General features: G+C 73.6%; 19 protein-coding genes and 1 pseudogene. 1 reads left to right on the top strand and 19 read right to left on the bottom strand.

From position 1 onward, the window contains the following. Positions 1-9 precede the first annotated feature (9 nt). Positions 10-732 (top strand): AAA family ATPase, encoded by a 723-nt coding sequence (locus K8W59_RS07725; protein ID WP_223399278.1) that lies wholly within the window; start codon positions 10-12, stop codon positions 730-732. 13 nt (positions 733-745) lie between these two features. On the opposite strand, the gene K8W59_RS07720 is transcribed toward K8W59_RS07725, so the two are convergent. The 19 genes and pseudogenes from K8W59_RS07720 to carA form a co-directional block, all read right to left on the bottom strand. Beyond that, positions 746-2,203, bottom strand: a complete 1,458-nt coding sequence (locus K8W59_RS07720; protein WP_223399277.1) for an RsmB/NOP family class I SAM-dependent RNA methyltransferase — start codon at positions 2,201-2,203, stop codon at positions 746-748. Beyond that, complete coding sequence (locus K8W59_RS07715) at positions 2,196-2,609, bottom strand: hypothetical protein (protein WP_223400087.1); 414 nt, start codon at positions 2,607-2,609, stop codon at positions 2,196-2,198. The genes K8W59_RS07720 and K8W59_RS07715 overlap by 8 nt, the downstream gene beginning before the upstream one ends. 36 nt (positions 2,610-2,645) lie before the next feature. After that, entirely contained in the window at positions 2,646-2,900 is a 255-nt protein-coding gene (locus K8W59_RS07710; RefSeq protein ID WP_223400085.1) for an MFS transporter small subunit, read from the bottom strand. 139 nt (positions 2,901-3,039) lie between these two features. After that, positions 3,040-4,179, bottom strand: a pseudogene (locus K8W59_RS07705) (OFA family MFS transporter); the annotation flags it as partial. Between the two features lie 108 nt (positions 4,180-4,287). Continuing rightward, positions 4,288-5,208 (bottom strand): methionyl-tRNA formyltransferase, encoded by a 921-nt coding sequence (gene fmt, locus K8W59_RS07700; RefSeq protein WP_223399276.1) that lies wholly within the window; start codon positions 5,206-5,208, stop codon positions 4,288-4,290. A gap of 4 nt (positions 5,209-5,212) precedes the next feature. Then, positions 5,213-5,758 carry a peptide deformylase gene (def, locus tag K8W59_RS07695; RefSeq protein WP_223399275.1) on the bottom strand — a complete coding sequence of 182 codons (546 nt, stop codon included), beginning with the start codon at positions 5,756-5,758 and terminating at the stop codon, positions 5,213-5,215. A gap of 175 nt (positions 5,759-5,933) precedes the next feature. Beyond that, complete coding sequence (locus tag K8W59_RS07690) at positions 5,934-7,997, bottom strand: primosomal protein N' (RefSeq protein ID WP_223399274.1); 2,064 nt, start codon at positions 7,995-7,997, stop codon at positions 5,934-5,936. Positions 7,998-8,029: 32 nt separating this feature from the next. Continuing rightward, complete coding sequence (metK, locus tag K8W59_RS07685; RefSeq protein ID WP_223399273.1) at positions 8,030-9,235, bottom strand: methionine adenosyltransferase; 1,206 nt, start codon at positions 9,233-9,235, stop codon at positions 8,030-8,032. A gap of 81 nt (positions 9,236-9,316) precedes the next feature. Continuing rightward, positions 9,317-10,552, bottom strand: coding sequence for a bifunctional phosphopantothenoylcysteine decarboxylase/phosphopantothenate--cysteine ligase CoaBC (coaBC, locus tag K8W59_RS07680; protein WP_223399267.1), 1,236 nt, complete (start codon positions 10,550-10,552; stop codon positions 9,317-9,319). 13 nt (positions 10,553-10,565) lie between these two features. After that, complete coding sequence (gene rpoZ, locus K8W59_RS07675) at positions 10,566-10,922, bottom strand: DNA-directed RNA polymerase subunit omega (protein ID WP_223399256.1); 357 nt, start codon at positions 10,920-10,922, stop codon at positions 10,566-10,568. Between the two features lie 67 nt (positions 10,923-10,989). Further along, positions 10,990-11,556 (bottom strand): guanylate kinase, encoded by a 567-nt coding sequence (gene gmk, locus K8W59_RS07670; protein WP_223399244.1) that lies wholly within the window; start codon positions 11,554-11,556, stop codon positions 10,990-10,992. After that, entirely contained in the window at positions 11,556-11,882 is a 327-nt protein-coding gene (gene mihF / locus K8W59_RS07665; protein ID WP_223399242.1) for an integration host factor, actinobacterial type, read from the bottom strand. The genes gmk and mihF overlap by 1 nt, the downstream gene beginning before the upstream one ends. A gap of 96 nt (positions 11,883-11,978) precedes the next feature. Further along, positions 11,979-12,443 carry a hypothetical protein gene (locus K8W59_RS07660; protein WP_223399240.1) on the bottom strand — a complete coding sequence of 155 codons (465 nt, stop codon included), beginning with the start codon at positions 12,441-12,443 and terminating at the stop codon, positions 11,979-11,981. Positions 12,444-12,452: 9 nt separating this feature from the next. After that, positions 12,453-13,274 carry an orotidine-5'-phosphate decarboxylase gene (pyrF, locus tag K8W59_RS07655; RefSeq protein ID WP_223399231.1) on the bottom strand — a complete coding sequence of 274 codons (822 nt, stop codon included), beginning with the start codon at positions 13,272-13,274 and terminating at the stop codon, positions 12,453-12,455. Continuing rightward, positions 13,271-14,101 (bottom strand): tRNA-dihydrouridine synthase, encoded by an 831-nt coding sequence (locus K8W59_RS07650; RefSeq protein WP_223399229.1) that lies wholly within the window; start codon positions 14,099-14,101, stop codon positions 13,271-13,273. Before K8W59_RS07650 ends, pyrF begins: the two co-directional genes overlap by 4 nt. Then, the gene (locus K8W59_RS07645) at positions 14,098-14,937 is read right to left on the bottom strand and encodes an iron-sulfur cluster-binding protein (protein WP_223399220.1); all 840 of its coding nucleotides are present in this window, start codon (positions 14,935-14,937) and stop codon (positions 14,098-14,100) included. Before K8W59_RS07645 ends, K8W59_RS07650 begins: the two co-directional genes overlap by 4 nt. Continuing rightward, entirely contained in the window at positions 14,934-15,986 is a 1,053-nt protein-coding gene (locus tag K8W59_RS07640; protein WP_223399218.1) for a quinone-dependent dihydroorotate dehydrogenase, read from the bottom strand. Before K8W59_RS07640 ends, K8W59_RS07645 begins: the two co-directional genes overlap by 4 nt. After that, the gene (gene carB / locus K8W59_RS07635; RefSeq protein ID WP_223399216.1) at positions 15,983-19,294 is read right to left on the bottom strand and encodes a carbamoyl-phosphate synthase large subunit; all 3,312 of its coding nucleotides are present in this window, start codon (positions 19,292-19,294) and stop codon (positions 15,983-15,985) included. The genes K8W59_RS07640 and carB overlap by 4 nt, the downstream gene beginning before the upstream one ends. 1 nt (position 19,295) lies before the next feature. Then, positions 19,296-20,483 carry a glutamine-hydrolyzing carbamoyl-phosphate synthase small subunit gene (gene carA / locus K8W59_RS07630; RefSeq protein ID WP_223399761.1) on the bottom strand — a complete coding sequence of 396 codons (1,188 nt, stop codon included), beginning with the start codon at positions 20,481-20,483 and terminating at the stop codon, positions 19,296-19,298. Between the last annotated feature and the right edge of the window lie 27 nt (positions 20,484-20,510).

Here is a 20,510-nt window from a genome sequence, read left to right as displayed (position 1 = left end):
GCTGCCCGCGTGGACTTCGACCAGCCGCCGGTCATCCGGGTCGAGGAGAGTGCCGGCTCGCGACTGGGGCGCCAGGACTGGCCGGTCACCATCCCGGCGGTGCGGCAGGTGCTCGACGAGGGCCTGGACCTGCGGCCCGGCGTGACCCTGCTCGTCGGGGAGAACGGGACGGGCAAGTCCACGCTGGTCGAGGGCGTGGCGATGGCCTACGGCCTCTCCCCCGAGGGCGGCTCGACGCACGGCATCCACACCACCCGTGAGACCGAGTCGCCCCTGGGTCCGAGCCTGTCCGTGCGGCGCGGCGTCGGCGCCTCGCGGTGGGGGTTCTTCCTGCGCGCGGAGACGATGCACGGGTGGTACACCTACATGGACGATCACCGCTCCCGGCACGACCCGCGATTCCACGAGCTCAGCCATGGGGAGTCGTTCCTGGCGGTGTTGAACAGCCGCTTCGACGACGCCGGTTTCTACTGCCTCGACGAGCCGGAGGCGGCGCTGTCCTTCTCCTCCACGCTGGCGCTGGTCGCCGTACTCCAGAACGTGGCGGCGCTCGGCGGGCAGGTGCTGTGCGCGACCCACTCCCCGGTGCTCGCCGCGATGCCGGGCGCGCACCTGCTGGAGGTCGGCGAGTGGGGGCTGCGGGAGGCCTCGTGGGCGGACCTGGACCTGGTTCAGCACTGGCGGCGCTTCCTCGACGCGCCGGAGGCCTACCTGCGGCACCTGGCCGATTGATCGCCGCCCCGGGTCAGGGGGTGTGGCGCAGGAGCGCCATGAACATGGCGTCGGTGCGGTGTCGATGCGGCCACAGCTGCAGCGTGCCGGGCAGCGGGCCGGCGGCGTCGCTCACCTCGGGGAGGAGCGGGGCGGCGTCCTCCAGCAGTACGTCGTCCCGGTCGGCCAGCACGGCCTCCACCACGCCGCGGGTCTCGGCGAGCACCGGCGAGCAGGTCGCGTAGAGCACCACTCCGCCGGGCCGTGTGGAGTCGAGCGCGGAGCCGAGGAGCGCGCGCTGGAGCTCGACGAGCCCGGCGAGGTCCTCGGGAGTGCGCCGCCAGCGCGACTCGGGCCGCCGCCGCAGCGCTCCCAAGCCGGTGCAGGGCGCGTCCACGAGGACGCGGTCGAAGGTCTCCGGCAGCCAGGGCGGGCGAGTGCCGTCGGCGGCGACCACGCCCGTCACCCCGTCAGCGCCGCGCAGGTTGCGGGCGACCAGTCCGGCCCGGTGCGGCTGGGCCTCGTTCGCCAGGAGTCCGGCTCCGCGCTCCCCCGCGTGGCCGGCGAGCAGCGCGGCCTTGCCGCCCGGGCCGGCGCACAGGTCGAGCCAGCGCCCGTCGCGGCCCTCGACCGGTGCTCGCACCGCTGCGAGGGCGACCAGCTGGGAGCCCTCGTCCTGGACGCCGGCCCGGCCTTCGTTGACCGCCGGCACCGCCCCCGGGTCGCCGCTCTCCAGGACGACGCCGTACGGCGACAGCGGGGTCGGCTCCCCCGGCAGCTCCTCGCGCGTGGACCGGCCGGGGCGCGCGACCAGCACCACCCGCGGCGGGGCGTTGTCAGCGGCCAGGAGGGCGTCCAGCTCGGGGTCAACAAGCGCCGACTCGGGGTGAACTGGCGCCGACTGGGCGTCAACAAGCGCCGACTCGGGGTGAACTGGCGCCGACTCGGCGGGGTGGGCGGGGTGGAGGGACGCGGCGAGGGCCTCGACCACCCAGCGGGGGTGCGAGTGGGTCACGGCGGCGTGACCGACGGGGTCGTCGGCCGCGGCGGGGGCGACCCGCTCGAGCCAGGCGTCGAGGTCGTGCTCGGAGACCCGGCGCAGGACGGCGTTGACGAAGCCGCCGGCGCCGTGGCCGGCGCGGTCGCGGGCCAGGTCGACGGTGGTGGAGATCGCGGCATGGGCGGGTACCCGCATCGCGAGCAGCTGGTGCGCACCCAGCCGCAGGCAGTCCAGCACCTTGGCGTCGACCTTGGTCAGCGGCCGGTCGGCGCACGCGGCCAGGATCGCGTCGTACGTGCCTCGCCGGCGCAGCGTGCCGGAGGCGAGCTCGGTGACGAACCCGGCGTCCCGGCCGCTCAGCCCGCGCTCGGCGAGCACGTGCGGCAAGACCAGGTTGGTGTAGGCGCCGTCCACCCGGACCGCGCGCAGCACGTCGTAGGCCGCCCGGCGCGGCGGGTCCACCCGCGGCCGGCGGCGTCGCCGGTCAGGCATCGGGGAAGTGCTCCTGCGCCAGCCGGCGCGGCGCCACGCTGAGCCACGCCTCGGTGAGCACCTCGCGCAGCTCCTCCACGTCGAGCTCGCCGAGCCGGGACTGCTGGACCAGGACGGCGTTGCTCCTGGCGAAGTGGTCGATGGTGAAGAACGGCCCCGGCCCCTGCACCAGGGCCTCCTTGTCTGCGGCACCCCGGGTCTGGACGACCAGCAGGTCGTCGTACGGCTCCCCCGTCGCGGGGTCGACCGCGTTCGCGTACGGCTTGCGGTACAGCACGAACCCGCGCGGCTTGGGCTTCTGCCACACCACGAAGGTCGGTACGTCGCCCCAGGTCACGCCGAGCTCGGTCTCGGGCAGGGCGAGACAGATCTCCTCGACGTCCTCGGGGGTCGCTGGCCGGCTCACCCGGCCCATTGTGCCGGGTCGGGTGAGCCGCACCGGTCAGCCGGTGAACAGCTTGGCGGCGGTGATCGCGGTCATCACCACGCCGTAAGCCAGCAGGGCGCTGACGAACGCCCACGAGAGGACCAGTCGGAGCCCGCTGGCGGACGCCGCGGCACCCTGCTCGGCGGCCATGCTGGCCTGGCGGTCGCGCTCGATCTCGGCCCGGTGCTCGGTCATGTCCTCGGCGTACTTCTCCGAGACGGGGCGGATCAGCAGGTTGCAGATGAACGCGACCACGAGGACGCCCACCATGGTGAACAGCGCGGGGCGGTAGGCCTCCGCGGTCAGCGACGGCGCCGCCGGCGGCGTCGAGGAAGCCGTTGATGATCAGCGGCCCGGCCACGCCGGCGGCCGACCAGGCGGTCAGCAGCCGGCCGTGGATCGCGCCCACCTCGAAGGTGCCGAAGAGGTCGCGCAGGTAGGCCGGGACGGTGGAGAAACCGCCGCCGTAGAACGAGATGATCAGCGCCGCGAGCAGCACGAAGATCGCGGTCGCCGTGGAGCCCTGCAGGGCGAGCAGGACGTAGAGCACGATGCCGCCGCCGAGGTAGATCATGTACATCGGCTTGCGGCCGATCATGTCGGACGTGGTGGACCAGACGAAGCGGCCGGCCATGTTGAACAGCGACAGCACGCCGACGAAGCCGCCCGCCGCCGCGACCGCCACGGTGGACTCGCCGCCCGGGCCGCGGAAGAAGTCCTGGATCATCGGCGCGGCCTGCTCCAGGATGCCGATGCCGGCGGTGACGTTGCCGAAGAGCACGATCCACAGCAGCCAGAACTGCGGGGTCTTGATCGCGTTGTTGGCCGACACGTCGTTCTGCGTGACCATCGCCTTCTGCTTCACCGTGGACGGGTCGAAGCCCTCGGGCTTCCAGTCCGGCGGTGGCACGCGGATGTTCGCCACCCCGATCATCATGATCAGGAAGTAGGCGATGCCGAGCACCACGAAGAGCATGGTCAGGGCGTGCCCGCTGGCCAGCGAGGTGGAGTCGCTGGGGTCGTAGGACGGGTCGAAGAACGACAGCAGCTGCCGGGACAGCGGCGAGGCGACGAGCGCGCCGCCACCGAAGCCCATGATCGCCATGCCGGTGGCCAGCCCGGGACGGTCCGGGAACCACTTGATCAGGGTGGAGACCGGCGAGATGTAGCCGATGCCCAGGCCGATGCCGCCGAGGACGCCGTACCCGAGATAGAGCAGCCACAACTGGTCGGTGGCGATGCCGAGCGCGCCCACCAGGAAGCCCGAGGCCCAGAAGCAGGCGGCGGTGAACATCGCCTTGCGCGGACCGCCCTTGTCCACCCACGTGCCGAAGACGGCCGCGGAGAGGCCGAGCATCACGATCGCGATGGAGAAGATGAAGCCGATCGAGGTCAGCGAGGCGTCGAAGTGGTTGACCAGCGAGCTCTTGTAGACGCTGGTGGCGTAGACCTGACCGATACACAGGTGGACCGCCAGCGCGGCGGGCGGGATGAGCCACCGGTTGTAGCTGTGCGGCGCGATCGTGTGTTCGCGATCCAGGAAAGACATGGGCATCCTCTCGCTCCACCCCCGTGACCGTGGGGAAACCTACCAACCCGGCGCTCCCCCGGTGCAGGTCCGGAAGTGTGTACGGCGTGTCGGGGGACCCGGGCGACCTCAGCCCAGCCGGAGCCGCTCCTCGCGCAGGCCGCGCGCCCAGTCCGCCGCCGGCATCTGGCGCTTGCCGTGCGCCTTGACCTCGCCCAGCCGCACGGAGCGGGTGCCGGTGCCGACCTCCACGGCGCTCTTGCCGACCCTCGCCTCGCCGGGCGCCAGGTCGGTGTCGTCGGTGACGGTGACCGGGCCGAGCTTGAGCCGCTGGTCGTCGTACGTCGTCCACGCGCCGGGTGCGGGCGTGCAGGCGCGGATCTGCCGCTCCAGCACCTCGGCGGGCTGCGTCCAGTCCAGCCGGGCGTCCTCGACGGTCACCTTGGGCGCGAAGGAGACGCCGTCGGAGGGCTGGGGGCGCGCCTCCAGCGAGCCGTCCTCGATCCCGTCGAGCGTGGCCACGAGCAGGCCGGCACCGCCCTCGGCGAGCCGGGCGAGCAGGTCCCCCGCGGTGTCGGTCGGCCGGATCCGCTCGGTCATCACCCCGAAGGTGGGGCCGGCGTCGAGCGCCTTGACGATCCGGAAGGTGGTGGCGCCGGTGACCTCGTCGCCGGCCCAGATGCTGTGCTGCACCGGGGCGGCGCCGCGCCAGACCGGGAGGGTGGAGAAGTGCAGGTTGACCCAGCCGTGCTCGGGGATGGCGAGCGCGGACTCGGGCAGCAGCGCGCCGTAGGCCACGACCGGGCAGCAGTCGGGCGCGAGCTCGCGCAGCGCGTCCTGGAAGGCGGGGTCGCGCGGGTGCTCGGGCTTGAGCACGGGGACGCCGAGCTCCTCGCCGCGTACGGCGACCGGGCTGGCCACGAGCCTCCGCCCGCGGCCCGCGGGAGCATCGGGCCGGGTGACGACGCCGACCAGCTCGTGCTGGGACCCGGCGAGCGCGTCGAGCGCGGGAAGGGCGACCTCGGGGGTGCCGGCGAAGACGATCCGCACCGGCTCAGAGCCCGAAGCCGTTGGTCGGGTGCGGGCTGAGCTTCACCGTGGGCTTCTCCAGGCCGAACCACTCCGACTCGCGGATCTCGCGCATCGCCGCCTTGCGGGCGTCGGCGTCGAGCCGGTCGATGAACAGGATCCCGTCGAGGTGGTCGGTCTCGTGCTGGATCGCCCGGGCCAGCAGGTCGCTCCCCTCGATCACCACGGGCTCGCCGTGCATGTCGTATCCCTTGGCGACCACCGACAGCGCGCGCCTGCAGTCGAAGGTGAGGTCGGGCAGGGAGAGGCAGCCCTCGGGGCCGTCCTGGATCTCCTCGGACAGGTCGAGCGACGGGTTGACCAGGTGGCCGAGCTCGCCGTCGACGTACCAGGTGAACACCCGCAGCCCCACGCCCAGCTGCGGCGCGGCCAGCCCGGCGCCGGGGGCGTCCATCATCGTGTCGGTGAGGTCCTCCACCAGCCGCCGCAGCTCCTTGTCGAAGTCGACGACCTCGATCGCGGGCTTGCGCAGGACCGGGTCGCCGAAGAGGCGGATGGGCTGGATGGCCATGCCTCCAGTCTAGGAGTCGGCGGGTGCGGTCCCGACCTGGGTCGGGCGGCGCCCGACCGATCAACCCGGTGCGCCGTACCGGCTGAGGTTCCCAGGGAGAACGGTCACTTCCCAGGCGGCACTTCAGCCGGGAAGTGACCGTTTCCCCGGTGCACCGGGGAAACGACCCCTCACCTCACAGCGACGCCGGGTCGACCTGGACGCGGACGGCGGCCAGCTTGCGCGCCGAGCGGAGGCGCTGCATCTCCCCGAGCGCGCGGGAGAGGGCGAGGGCCTGGCGGCGGGGCGTGCGCAGCACGACCCGGACCTCGCCGTCGTCGCCGTGCGGGACCGGGCCGAGCGACTCGGTGGGGTCGGGCGGGTCGAGCAGGGCCAGCGCCTCCTCGACGGCGGCCGGCTCGCCGGTGACCGTGGCGACCCGGGCGGCCGGCGGAAGATGGGCCTCGGCGCGCTCGGCGGCCTCGCGGGCGGCGTACCCCGCGGGGTCCCACCGCACCAGCGCCTGCAGCTCGGGCCTCGTGGAGTCGCCGACGGCGAGCACCCGGCCGCCGGGGCGGACCAGCGCGCCGGCCGCCAGCCACCGGCGCAGCGACTCCTCCCCCACCCGCAGGTCCGGGCGGGCCAGTGCCAGCCAGGTGTCCAGCAGCACCACGAGCGGGTACCCGCCCTCGGCCACCGGCTCCGCGCCCGGGGTCGCCACCACCAGCGCGGGCTGGTCGGGCACCGAGGCGAGCACCTTGTCGCCGCTCGAGGTGACGACACGCACCGGCGCGAAGGTCCGGCCGAGCTCCTCGGCGGTGCGCCGGTCCCCCAGCACCGGCGCCCGCAGGCCGCGGTAGCCGCACTCGCCGCAGGACCAGTCGGTCTCCATGCGCCCGCACCACCCGCACGAGGGCGGGGCCGTCGGCGACGTCAGCCGCAGCGGACCGTGGCAGACCCGGCAGCGGGCGGGGGTGCGGCAGCGCTCGCAGGCGAGGGCGGGCGCGTAGCCCGAGCGCGGCGTCTGCACCAGCACCGGCCCGGACTCCAGCGCCCGCCGGATCGCCTGGTGCACCTCCTGCGGGACCCGTGCGGAGCGGGCGAAGGCGTCCCGGGCCAGCGCCACGTCGTCCGCACCGGCGACCGCGACCTGCACCCGCTCCCGGACCACGTCGCGCGAGGGCGCCAGCTCGTGCGCCCAGCCGGATGCGACCAGGTGCTGCGCCTCGACCGAGCGGGCATGGCTGCCCAGCAGGACGGCCGTGTCCTCCAGCACCGCCCGGGTCAGCAGCACCTCGCGCGCGTGCGGGTACGGCGCCCGCGGCTCGGCGAACAGGTCGTCCCCGTCGTCCCACATCGCCACCAGGCCCAGGTCGTGCACCGGCGCGAACGCGGCGGCCCGGGTGCCGATCACCACCCGGCGCTGACCTCGAGAGACGGCCAGGAAGTCGCGGTAGCGCCGGGACGGCCCGGACTCCGCGGTCAGCACCACGTGGTGGCCCTCCCCCAGGACCTCGGTCAGCGCGGCGTCGAGCCGCGCCACGTCGCGGTGGTCGGGGACGCAGACGAGCGCGCCACGGTCGGAGGAGTACGTCGCCGCGACCGCGTGCGCCAGCAGCTGCGGCCAGTCCGCCCCGGGAGCCGCGGTCCACACCGCGCGCGGCGACTCCCCCGCGGCCAGGTGCCCCAGGAACGACCCGGCGTGCTCGTGTCCGGCCCAGGCGGTCTCGGCCGCCTCGACGTCGCGGGTGAACGGTGGACGGGGATCGAGCGGGGCGGCCTTCTCCGCGGTCGCGTGCCGCGGAGGCACGGCCAGGCGGAGCACATCGGCCCGGGACCCGGCGTAGCGCTCCGCGATCTCGCCGACCAGCCGCTCCACCGGCGGCAGCAGCACGGGCTCGGGGCTGACCACCCGGCGCAGCGGCTGCAGCCGGCCGGCGTGCTCGGAGCGCTCCCGGCGGGCCACCACGAAGCCGTCGACGTCCTGCCCGGCGAAGCGCACCTTCACCCGGGCGCCGGGCACCGCGTCCTCGGCCATCGCGGCCGGAACGAGGTAGTCGAAGGGGCGGTCCAGATGGGCGAGGGGGACGTCGACCAGCACCGCCGCGACCGGGTCGGTGGCGGCGGGCTCGGCCTGCTTCTTTCGGGCCTCGGGGCGCGCCGCCGTCGCCGAGCGGGCCCGCGCCACCTGGGCGCGAGCACCGGCGAGGGCACCCTCGGGCAACAGCCCGGGCTGGTCCTCCGCGTCCTCGCCGCTCATGGCGGCATTCCTACCAGCGGCCGCGGACAGCCTCAGAGGCCGGCGGCGCCCTTGAGGTCGGCCACCCGGTCGGTGCGCTCCCAGGTGAACTCGGGCAGCTCGCGACCGAAGTGGCCGTAGGCGGAGGTCTTGGCGTAGATCGGCCGGAGCAGGTCCAGGTCGCGGATGATCGCGGCCGGGCGCAGGTCGAAGCACTTGAGGACGGCCTGCTGGATGTCCTCGTCCGGGATCACCCCGGTCCCGAAGGTCTCGATGAACACCCCGACCGGCGCGGCCTTGCCGATCGCGTAGGCGACCTGTGCCTCGCACCGGCGGGCCAGCCCGGCCGCCACCACGTTCTTGGCCACCCACCGCATCGCGTAGGCCGCCGAGCGGTCCACCTTCGAGGGGTCCTTGCCCGAGAAGGCACCGCCGCCGTGCCGGGCCATGCCGCCGTAGGTGTCGACGATGATCTTCCGGCCGGTCACCCCGGCGTCGCCCATGGGGCCGCCGATGACGAACTTGCCGGTCGGGTTCACCAGCAGCCGGTAGTCCTCGTGCGGGATGTCGAAGGCCGGCAGCACCTCGTCGATCACGTGCTGCTTGATGTCGCGCTCGAGGTCGGCGTGCTCGATGCCGTCGGCGTGCTGGGTGGAGAGGACGACGGTGTCGACCCGGACAGGCTCGTCCTGGGCGTCGTACTCGATCGTCACCTGTGTCTTCCCGTCCGGGCGCAGATAGGGCAGCGTCCCGTCCTTGCGTACGGCGGCCAGCCGCTCGGCCAGGCGCTGGGCGATCATGATCGGCAGCGGCATCAGCTCGGGGGTGTCGTCGCAGGCGTAGCCGAACATCAGCCCCTGGTCGCCGGCGCCGCGCTTGTCCAGCTCGTCCTCCGAGGACCCGACACGGGCCTCGTGACCGTCGTCGACACCCTGCGCGATGTCGATGGACTGGTTGCCGATCGCCACCTGGACGCCGCAGGAGTTGCCGTCGAAGCCCTTCTCCGAGGAGTCGTAGCCGATGTCCTCGGAGACCACCTTGCGGACCAGCTCCGACACCGGGGCGTAGGCGTTGGTCCGCACCTCGCCGGCGACGACCACGAGGCCGGTGGTCAGGAGCGTCTCCACCGCGGTGCGCAGGTTGACCCTGTCCCCGTCGTGGGCCATCAGGAAGTCGAGGACGGTGTCGCTGATCCGGTCCGCGATCTTGTCGGGGTGACCCTCGGTCACGGACTCGGAGGTGAAGAGACGTCCGGGCACTGGGGCTCCTTGTGGCTCGGGCGGACGGGACGGCGCCACGATATCGGTCGGCACGTGCCCGCCGGAATCCGGACGGGCGTCTCAGCGGGCGAGAAGCCGGACGACCTGGTCCCAGATGGCGTGCGCCACGGCCACCTTCGAGGCACGGGGTACGTCGACCGCGGTGCCGTCGCGTCCGAGGATCACCGCCTGGTTGTCCGCCTCGCCGAAGACCCGGCCGCCGCCGACGTCGTTGACGACCAGCAGGTCGCAGCCCTTGCGCTCCAGCTTGGCCCGACCCAGCTCCAGCACGCTGCCGGTCTCGTCGCCGGTCTCGGCGGCGAAGCCGACGATCACCGCGTCGGGGCGGGGCCGGTCGTGGGAGATGCCCGCGAGGATGTCGGGGTTCTGCTCCAGCTCGATGGTCGGCGCCGACCCGTCGCCGGCCTTCTTGATCTTGGTGTCGCTGACCTTCGTGGGCCGGAAGTCGGCGGGTGCGGCCGCCATCACCACCGCGTCGGCGTCGGCCGCCGCCGCGAGGACGGCGTCCTGCAGCTCGGCGGTGCTGCCGACCCGCAGCAGGGTCACCCCGGAGGGATCGGGCAGCTCGGTGTTCGCGGCGACCAGGGTGACCTCGGCGCCGCGGACGGCGGCCGCCCGCGCCAGCGCGTAGCCCTGCAGGCCCGAGGACCGGTTGCCCAGGAACCGCACCGGGTCGAGGTGCTCGCGGGTGCCGCCCGCGCTGACCACCACGCGCCGCCCGACCAGATCGCGGGCGAACGTGCCGTCGGCGTCGCGGGAGCGCTGCAGGACGCCGACGCAGGTCTCGAAGATCTCTGCCGGGTCGGGCAGCCGGCCGCGTCCGGTGTCCTTGCCGGTGAGCCGTCCGTCGGCGGGCTCGATCACCAGCGTGCCGCGCTCGCGCAAGATGGCGACGTTGGCCTCCGTGGCGGCGTTCTCCCACATCTCGGTGTGCATCGCGGGAGCGAGCACGACCGGGCAGCGGGCGGTCAGCAGGGTGCTGGTGAGCAGGTCGTCGGCCAGTCCGTGCGCGGCCCGCGCGAGCAGGTCGGCGGTCGCCGGCGCCACGACGACCAGGTCGGCCTCCTGCCCGATCCGGACGTGCGGCACCTCGTGCACGTTGCTCCACACGTCCGCAGCCACGGGCTTCCCGGACAGGGCCGCCCAGGTGGGGGCGCCGACGAACTCCAGGGCCGCCTGCGTGGGGACGACGGTCACGTCGTGGCCGCTCTCGGTGAAGCGGCGCACCAGCTCGCAGGCCTTGTAGGCGGCGATCCCGCCCGCGACCCCGACGACGACCCGCGGACGGTCGGTCATGGTGCCGGTGAGGTCAGGAGCCGGCGCCGAAGTCGGCGTCGCCCTGAGCCAGCTCGGCGGCCTCGGCGGCGGCGCGGGCCCGCGCCTCCTCCTCGGCGGCGAGCTCCGCCGGGTCGACCTCCTCGATGGTGAGCAGGTCGTCGCTGATCTCGCGCAGCGCGATCGAGAGCGGCTTCTCCTGGACGTGGGTGTCGACCAGCGGGCCGACGTACTCCAGCAGGCCCTCGCCGAGCTGGGAGTAGTAGGCGTTGATCTGCCGGGCGCGCTTGGCGCTGTAGAGGACCAGCTGGTACTTGCTGTCGGTCTTGGTCAGCAGGTCGTCGATCGGGGGGTTGGTCACGCCCTCGGCGGCGGAGTTGGGGGCAGCCACGAAGAAAAGCCTCACTCGAGTGGATCGGTGCGTCCGCGACCAGGTGGGCAGCAGGACGGCCGCGCGGTCACGCGCGGGCTGTCATCAAGGCTACCAACTCGTCCGCGGCGGCGTGAACTTCGTGGTTGACGATGCTCACGTCGAACTCCGGCTCGGCGGCCAGCTCGGCCACGGCGGTCTCCAGCCTGCGGGTCCGCTCCTCGTCGGACTCGGTGCCGCGGCCCACCAGGCGGCGGACCAGCTCGTCCCACGAGGGCGGCTTGAGGAAGACGAACAGGGCATCGGGCATGGAGGCTCGCACCTGGCGAGCGCCCTGCAGGTCGATCTCCAGCAGCGAGGGCCGCCCGGCGGCCAGCGCCTCCTCCACCGGGCCGCGCGGGGTGCCGTAGCGATGCCGCCCGTGCACGACGGCCCACTCCAGCATCTGGTCCTCGGCGACCAGGCGGTCGAACTCCGCCTCGGAGACGAACCAGTAGTGCACACCGTCGACCTCGCCCGGACGCGGGGGCCGGGTGGTGGCCGAGACCGAGATCCACACGTCGGGATGCCGCTCGCGGACGGCGGCGGCGACGGTGCCCTTGCCGACGGCCGTCGGGCCGGCGAGCACCACCAGGCGCGCTGCGGGGCCGGTCATCACGCGTCGTCGCGGGGCGCGAACTCGCGCTCCAGCGCGGCGACCTGCTTGGTGCCCAGGCCCCGCACCCGGCGGCTCTCGGCGATGCCGAGCCGCTCCATCAGCTGGCGGGCCCGGACCTTGCCGACGCCGGGGACCGAGCAGAGCAGGTCGATGACCCGCATCTTGCCCACGACGTCGTTGGCCTGGCCCTCGTGGAGCACGTCGACCAGCGAGCCTCCGGAGTTCTTCAGCCGGTTCTTCACCTCGGCCCGCTCCCGGCGGGAGGCCGCTGCCTTCTCGAGGGCGGCCTGGCGCTGTTCGGGAGTGAGGGGAGGGAGGGCCACGGGCAGTTCCTACGTCTGGTCGGGCTCGCCTCGGCAGGGCGCGAGCGGGTGCCGGTCACCCTAGTCAGTCCGGAGCACGGGCGGCAACGCCGGGCCTCACATGCTCAGCGGCGTCTTGCACACGTCCAGCGCCTGCTGCTCGACGCCGGCCTGCGCGCGGCGTACCTCCGGGTCGGCCAGACCGAGGCCGGCCTGCTCGAGCTCATCCCGCTCGTCGGCCCTGAGCCCCTCCGGCGGGGACTTCTGGTCGTAGGTCGCCGGGTCGACGCCGGTCCGCTGCACCACCCGGTCGAAGCGGGCGACCGCGTCGATGAGCGTGCGCCAGTCGTCGGCGATGTCGTCGGGGGCGTCCTTCGCCAGCGTGCGGTAGACGGGCAGCGCGTCCACGAGGCCCTGCGCACCGGGCTGCGCGACCGCCTCCCCCAGCGCCCGCTGGTTCTCCCGCACGGTCTCGCAGTACTGCTCCTGCTGGCTGGCGCAGCCCGCGACCACGGCCAGCAGGCCGGCCAGGCACAGGCTCACACCACGCCCGGGTGTGAGGAAGGAGACAGCGGGAGGCACCTCGGCACCCTAGGCCAGCGACCGCAGCCGCGCATTGACCGCCCGGGCCGCGTCGCGCAGCGCGACCGGGTCGGGGCCGGCGCGCAGCACGTCGCGGGAGCTGCTGGGCAGCACCGCTGGGGCGGCGGAGCCGAAGACCCGGCGCAGGTCCTCCACCGTGCCGCCCTGGGCGCCGAACCCGGGCGCCAGCAGCGGGCCGTCGATGTCCAGGTCCTCCTCGGTCGAGCCGATCGTGGCGCCGACCACCGCACCGAACGAGCCGAGCGGCTCCGCCCCGTCGTTGAGGGCGCGCAGCTGCTCCAGGATGCGGCCGGCCACGGTGACCTCGCCGTCCCGGGCGGCCTGCACCTCCGGGCCCTCCTTGTTGGAGGTCAGCGCCAGCACGAACACCCCGCCGCCGTGGGTCCGGGCGGCGTCGAAGAACGGGTCGAGGGAGCCGAAGCCGAGGTACGGCGAGACCGTCACCGCGTCCACCCCGAGCGGTGCGCTCGGGTCGAGGTAGGCGTCGGCGTAGGCCTGCGAGGTGGAGCCGATGTCGCCCCGCTTGGCGTCGAGGAGCACCAGCGCGCCGGCGTCCCGGCAGGCGCCCACCAGGCGCTCGAGTACGGCGATCCCACGGGACCCGAAGCGCTCGAAGAACGCGCTCTGCGGCTTGACGACCGCCACCTGTGGGGCCAGCGCCTCGGCGGCCCCGAGGGCGAACCGCTCGAGCCCGTCGGGGGTGTCGTCGAGCCCCCACTCCGCGAGCAGCCCGGGATGCGGGTCGATCCCGGCGCACAGCGGTCCGCGCTGCGCCATCGCGTCGTGCAGTCGGGTCCCGAACGGGGTCATGCGTCCTCCTGGCGGGCGGTGATGAGTCGGCTGAGCGTCATCGGGTCGTGCAGCTGGGCGGTGCCGACCTGGACCGCGACCGCTCCGGCGTCGAGGAAGGCGCGGACGTCGGCGGGGGTGGCGATCCCGCCGCAGCCGATCACCGGCAGCGCCGGCAGCTGCTGGCAGACCTGGGCCACGCACCGCAGCGCCAGCGGCCCGACGGCGGGACCGGAGAGGCGGGCCGGGCGGCCGTCGGGCATGGCGGCGGGCAGGGCGTTGCCGAGGACGACAGCGTCGGCCCCCGCCTCCGCGACGGTCCGCGAGACCTCGACCGCCCGGACCACGTCGGAGCGGAGCTTGGCGAGCACCGGCACCCGCGAGGGCGTCTCGCGCCGGACCGCGGAGACCACGCTGCCCGCGTGGAAGGGCTCGCGCACGTCGTAGACGCCGCTCCCCCGCTGGTCGGGAGCGCTGAGGTTGACCTCGATGCCGCTGACCCCCGGCGCCACGGCGAGGCGCTGCGCGAGGTCGGCGTACTCCCCCGGCGAGGCTCCGGCGATCGAGACGATCACCCGCGCACCCTGCTGGTGCAGCCACGGCAGCTCGCGGGCCAGGAACGGCTCCAGCCCGGGGTTCTGCAGCCCCACGGCGTTGAGCAGCCCCGACGGGGTCTCGACGATCCGGCGGCCGGCCGCACCGGTGCGGTGGGCGAGCGTGATGGACCGGGTGACGAAGCCGCCGAGGGTCGCCAGGTCGACGTACGGCGCCAGCTCGCGCCCCGTGCCGCCGCAGCCCGAGGCCGTCAGCACCGGGCCGCGCAGCCGCAGGTCCTCCAGCACGCTCATGGCGCGAGCTCCGTCCAGCGGATCCGGTCCCCGCGCACCACCGGCCCCTCGTAGCAGGAGCGCACCGTGCGGGCGACGCCGTCCTCCCCCACCACCGGGAGCGGGCAGCCCTGGCACAGGCCGGTCGCACAGGTCAGGGGCAGCTCCGGCGCGACCTGGGACCAGGCGCCGTGCGTCTCGGCCGCCTCCGCGACGTCGCGCAGGACCGAGGGGCGGCCGGCGGCGTAGACCACGTCAGCGGCGGCGCGGCGCAGCACCTCTCCGATGTGGTCGGCGACCCGGCCCCGGCTGCCGACCGACCCGTCCTCGGTCACCACCGTCACCGAGCGGGCGGACCGTCGCGCCTCCAACGCCGAGAGCAGGTGCGCCTCGTCGGCGCCCGCGACGAGCATGGTCACCACGGCACCGCGCTCGCGCAGCCTCTCGCCGAGCAGGAACATCGGCGCCGCGCCGTGCCCGTCGCCGACCAGGACGCACGAGACCGGGTCCGCGTCGCGCTTGGGCAACGCGAACGGCCGGCCCAGCGGACCGGTCACCGCCAGCTTCGCGCCGACCGGCTGGGCGGCCAGCCAGCGCGAGCCCGCGCCGACCTGCTCGACCACGATCTCCAGGGTCATCCCGTGCCCGCCGGCGTGCCGGACCCGGTGGATCCAGAACGCCCGGCGGGCCAGCAGCTGCCCCTCGACCGACACGGCGACGAAGGTCCCCGGCCGCATCCGCTCGGCGATGCCGGGCGCGACCAGGGTGAGGTGGGTGTAGGCCCCCACGGCGCGCGTGGTCAGCACCGTGCCGGTGACGTGCACCGGCCCGGTGGGCGCCGTGGAGGGGGTGCTCACGCGGCCAGGCCCCGCAGCACCCGGCTGGGCCAGGCGGGCCCGCCGTACACGAACCCGCTGTAGGCCTGGACCAGCGTCGCGCCGGCGGCCAGCCGGTCCCGCGCGTCCTGGGCGTCGCCGATCCCGCCCACCCCGATGACGCAGAGGTCGGCGGGGAGCCGGGTGCGCAGGAGCCTCAGCACCTCGGTGGCCCGGGCGCGCAGCGGCGCCCCGGAGAGCCCGCCCGCGCCGATCCGCTCGACCTCGGCCGGGTCGGAGGCCAGCTCGTCGCGGGAGATCGTGGTGTTGGTGGCGATCACCCCGTCCAGCTCCTCGGCCAGCGCCAAGTCGGCGACGGCCAGCACGTCCTCGTCGGCGAGGTCGGGGGCGATCTTGACCAGCAGCGGAACCCGGCGGCCGCTGACGACCTGGTCGGCCCGGGTCCGGACCGCGCGCAGCAGCGGCTGGAGGCGCTCCACCGACTGCAGGCTGCGCAACCCGGGGGTGTTGGGCGAGGAGACGTTGACCACCAGATAGTCGGCGTACGGCGCGAGCAGGCCGGCGCTGCGCCGATAGTCCGCCTCGACCGCCACCTGGTCGTCCTCGGGGACCACCTTGGTCTTGCCGATGTTGACGCCGAGCACCGGCCCGCTCTCCCGGCCGGCGCGCCGGCGTTCCCGGCCCGCCAGCCGGTGCGCCACCGCCTCGGCGCCGTCGTTGTTGAAGCCCATCCGGTTGACCACCGCCCGGTCGGCGGTGAGCCGGAACAGCCGCGGCTGCGGGTTGCCCGGCTGGGGCTGCCCGGTCACGGTGCCGATCTCGACGTGCCCGAAGCCGAGGGACGCGAGCGCGTCGACGCCCACGGCGTTCTTGTCGAACCCGGCGGCCAGCCCGAGCGCGTTGGGGAAGGTGATCCCCATCGTCCGCACCGGAGCGGCCGGAGCCCGGCGACCCCACACCCGCGCGGTCGCGGGAGCACCGGCCCGCAGCCCGGCGAAGCCGAGGTGGTGGGCCCGCTCGGGGTCGATCCGGGTGAGCAGCCGGTCGAAGGCGACGTCGTACGCCGTCACGAGGCGTCCTCGGCCCCCAGCGCGGCCCACTCCTGCAGCGAGCGCACGCCGATGCCGCCGGTGAGCGCCGCCTCGATGCCCTGCACGGCGGCGCCGAGCCCCTGCACCGTGGTGATGCACGGGATGTTCGCCATCACCGCCGCGGTGCGGATCTCATAGCCGTCGGTGCGCGGCGACCCCCCGGAGGCGGAGCCGTGCGGGGTGTTGACCACCAGGTCGATCTCGCCGTCGGCGATCAGCTGCACGGTGGTCTTCTCCCCGTGCGGCCCCTCGCCCTCGAAGTGCTTGCGTACCACCTGGGCGGGGATCCCGTTGCGGCGCAGCACCTCGGCGGTGCCCTGGGTGGCCAGCACCTCGAAGCCGAGGTCGGCCAGCCGCTTGATCGGGAAGATCATCGTCCGCTTGTCCCGGTTGGCCATCGAGACGAACACCCGGCCCGACTCCGGCAGCGAGCCGTAGGCGCCGGTCTGGGACTTGGCGAACGCGGTGCCGAAGACCGCGTCGAAGCCCATCACCTCACCCGTGGAGCGCATCTCCGGGCCGAGCACGGTGTCCACGGTGCGGCCGTCGGGGGTCTTGAACCGGTTGAACGGCATCACCGCCTCCTTGACCGCGATCGGGGCGTCGCCGGGCAGCTCGCCCCCGTCGCGCTCGGGCAGCAGCCCGGAGGCCCGCAGGTCGGCGATGGACTCCCCCAGCATCACCCGGGCGGCGGCCTTCGCGAGCGGCACCGCGGTCGCCTTGGACACGAACGGCACGGTGCGCGAGGCCCGCGGGTTCGCCTCCAGGACGTAGAGGACGTCCGAGCCGAGCGCGAACTGGATGTTCAGCAGCCCGCGGACACCCACGCCCTGGGCGATCGCCTCGGTGGCCTCGCGGATCCGGCGGATCTCGTTCGCCCCGAGCGTGATCGGGGGCAGCGCGCAGGAGGAGTCGCCGGAGTGGATGCCGGCCTCCTCGATGTGCTCCATCACGCCACCGAGGAACAGCTCGGTCCCGTCGTAGAGGGCGTCCACGTCGATCTCGACCGCGTCGTCGATGAAGCGGTCGACCAGGACCGGGTGCTCGGGGCTCACCTCGGTGGCGCGGGTGATGTACGACGCCAGCGAGGCGTCGTCGTACACGATCTCCATCCCGCGCCCGCCGAGGACGTAGGACGGTCGCACCAGGACCGGATAGCCCACCGTCGAGGCGATCTCGGCCGCCTCGTCGAAGCTGGAGGCCAGCCCGTGCTGGGGCGCGTTGAGCCCCGCCTCGTGCAGCACCCGGCCGAAGGCGCCGCGCTCCTCGGCCAGGTCGATCGCCGAGGGCTGGGTGCCCACGATCGGGATGCCCGCGTCGGCCAGCCCCTGGGCCAGCCCCAGCGGGGTCTGGCCGCCGAGCTGGCACACCACGCCCGCGACCGGGCCGGCCTGCTGCTCGGCGTGCACCACCTCGAGGACGTCCTCGAGGGTCAGCGGCTCGAAGTAGAGCCGGTCGGAGGTGTCGTAGTCGGTCGAGACGGTCTCGGGGTTGCAGTTGACCATGATCGTCTCGTAGCCCGCCTCCCGCAGCGCCAGCGACGCGTGCACGCAGGAGTAGTCGAACTCGATGCCCTGACCGATCCGGTTCGGGCCGGAGCCGAGGATGATCACCGCCTCCTTGCCCTCCGGTCGCGGCCGCACCTCGGTCTCCTCGTCGTAGGAGGAGTAGTGGTACGGCGTCTGCGCTGCGAACTCCGCGGCACACGTGTCCACGGTCTTGTAGACCGGCCGGATCCCCAGCGCGTGCCGGACCCCGCGCACGACCGACTCCGGCATGTTGCGCATCCGGCCCAGCTGGGCGTCGGAGAAGCCGTTGCGCTTGGCCCGGCGCAGCAGGGCCGGGGTGAGCTCGGGCGCCTCCAGCACCTCGGTGGCGATCTCGGAGATCAGGTAGAGCTGGTCGAGGAACCACGGGTCGATCCCGGTCGCCTCGTGCAGCTCCTCGGCGCTCGCGCCGGCCCGGATCGCGTCCATCACCTTGCGCAGCCGGCCGTCGTGCCCGGTGCGGGTCTCCTCGATCAGCGCCGGCTTGTCCAGCTCGACCCACTCGTGGGTCCAGTCGAACGGGGCCTTCTTGTCCTCCAGCGAGCGCAGCGCCTTCTGCAGCGCCTCGGTGAAGTTCCGCCCGATCGCCATCGCCTCGCCGACCGACTTCATGTGCGTGGTCAGCGTCGGGTCGGCGCCGGGGAACTTCTCGAACGCGAACCGCGGCACCTTGACCACGACGTAGTCCAGCGTCGGCTCGAACGAGGCCGGCGTCTCGGCGGTGATGTCGTTGTCGATCTCGTCCAGGGTGTAGCCGATCGCCACCTTGGCGGCGATCTTGGCGATCGGGAAGCCGGTGGCCTTCGACGCCAGGGCGCTGGAGCGGGAGACGCGCGGGTTCATCTCGATCACGACGACCCGGCCGTCCTCGGGGTTGACCGCGAACTGGATGTTGCAGCCGCCGGTGTCGACGCCGACCGAGCGGATGATGCCCAGGGAGAGGTCGCGCAGGTGCTGGAACTCCCGGTCGGTGAGGGTCATCGCCGGGGCCACGGTGATGGAGTCGCCGGTGTGGATGCCCATCGGGTCGAGGTTCTCGATGCTGCAGACGATGACCACGTTGTCGGCCTTGTCCCGCATCACCTCCAGCTCGTACTCCTTCCACCCGAGGATCGACTCCTCCAGGAGCACCTCGCTGGTGGGGGACGCGGCGAGCCCGCCGCCGCCGATCCGGCGCAGGTCGTCCTCGTCGTAGGCCATCCCGGAGCCGGAGCCGCCCATGGTGAAGGACGGCCGAACCACCATCGGGTAGCCGAGCTCCTCGGCGCCCGCGAGCAGGTCGTCCATGGTGTGACAGATCTTGGAGCGGGCGACCTCGCCGCCGAGATCCTCGACGATCTTCTTGAACGACTCGCGGTTCTCCCCGCGGTCGATCGCCTCGATGCTCGCGCCGATCAGCTCCACGCCGTACTTGGCCAGCACCCCGCGCTCGTCCAGCGCCATCGCGGCGTTGAGCGCGGTCTGGCCGCCGAGGGTCGCCAGGAGGGCGTCGGGCCGCTCCTTCTCGATCACCTTCTCGACGTACTCCGGCGTGATGGGCTCGACGTACGTCGCGTCGGCGAACTCCGGGTCGGTCATGATCGTGGCCGGGTTGGAGTTGACCAGGACGACCCGCAGGCCCTCCTCCTTCAGCACCCGGCAGGCCTGGGTGCCGGAGTAGTCGAACTCGCAGGCCTGGCCGATGACGATGGGGCCGGAGCCGATCACCATCACCGACTCGATGTCGGTGCGCCTGGGCATCTCAGGACCCCTTCCGGTCGTTCATCAGCGTCAGGAAACGGTCGAAGAGGTACGCCGCGTCGTGCGGGCCGGCGGCCGCCTCGGGGTGGTACTGCACGCTGAACGACTTCAGCGCACCGTCGGCGTCGCGCAGCTCCAGCCCCTCGACCACGTCGTCGTTGAGGCAGACGTGGCTGACGCTCGCGGTTCCGTACGGCGTCTCCGTGGCGCGGTCCACGGGCGCGTCCACCGCGAAGCCGTGGTTGTGCGCGGTCACCTCCACCTTGCCGGTGGTGCGGTCCATGACCGGCTGGTTGATGCCGCGGTGGCCGTACTTGAGCTTGTAGGTGCCGAAGCCCAGCGCACGGCCGAAGAGCTGGTTGCCGAAGCAGATCCCGAAGAACGGGATGCCGCGCTCCAGCACGCCCTGCAGGGTGCTGACGTCGGCGGCCTCGGGGTCGCCGGGGCCGTTGGAGAAGAAGACGCCGTCCGGCTCGACGGCCAGGACGTCCTCGATCGTGGCGGTCGAGGGCAGGACGTGCACCTCGACGCCGCGCTCGGCGAGCATCGCCGGCGTCATCCCCTTGATCCCGAGGTCCAGCGCCGCGACCCGGGCCACGGGCCCGTCGGTGGTCGAGCCTGCCTTATCGGTGGTCGAGCCTGCCTTATCGGTGGTCGAGCCTGCCTTATCGGTGGTCGAGCCTGTCGAGACCGCGGGGACGACGTACGCCTCGTGTGTGGTGACCTCGCCGGCGAGCTCGGAGCCCTGCATCGGCGGCTGCTCCTTCACCCGCGCCAGAAGCGCCGCGGGGTCGGTCTCCTCGGTGGAGATGCCCACGCGCATCGCGCCCCGCTCGCGCAGGTGTCGGGTCAGGGCGCGGGTGTCGATCCCGGAGATCCCGACGACGCCCTGGTCGCGCAGCTCGTCGTCCAGGCTGCGGACGCTGCGCCAGTTGGAGGGGACGCGGGCGGGGTCGCGGACGACGTACCCCGACACCCAGATCCGGCGGGACTCGGGGTCCTCGTCGTTGATGCCGGTGTTGCCGACGTGCGGGGCGGTCATCACGACGACCTGGCGGTGGTAGCTGGGGTCGGTGAGCGTCTCCTGGTAGCCGGTCATGCCGGTGGAGAACACTGCCTCCCCGAACGTCTCGCCGGTCGCTCCGTAGGAGTCGCCGTGGAAGGTGCGACCGTCCTCGAGGACGAGCATCGCAGGGACATGACGGGGCAGTGCGCG

The sequence above is a fragment of the Nocardioides rotundus genome (genome assembly GCF_019931675.1).
In the GTDB taxonomy this organism is placed as follows: Bacteria; Actinomycetota; Actinomycetes; order Propionibacteriales; family Nocardioidaceae; genus Nocardioides; species Nocardioides rotundus.
This window is presented reverse-complemented; position numbering and strand designations above follow the sequence as displayed.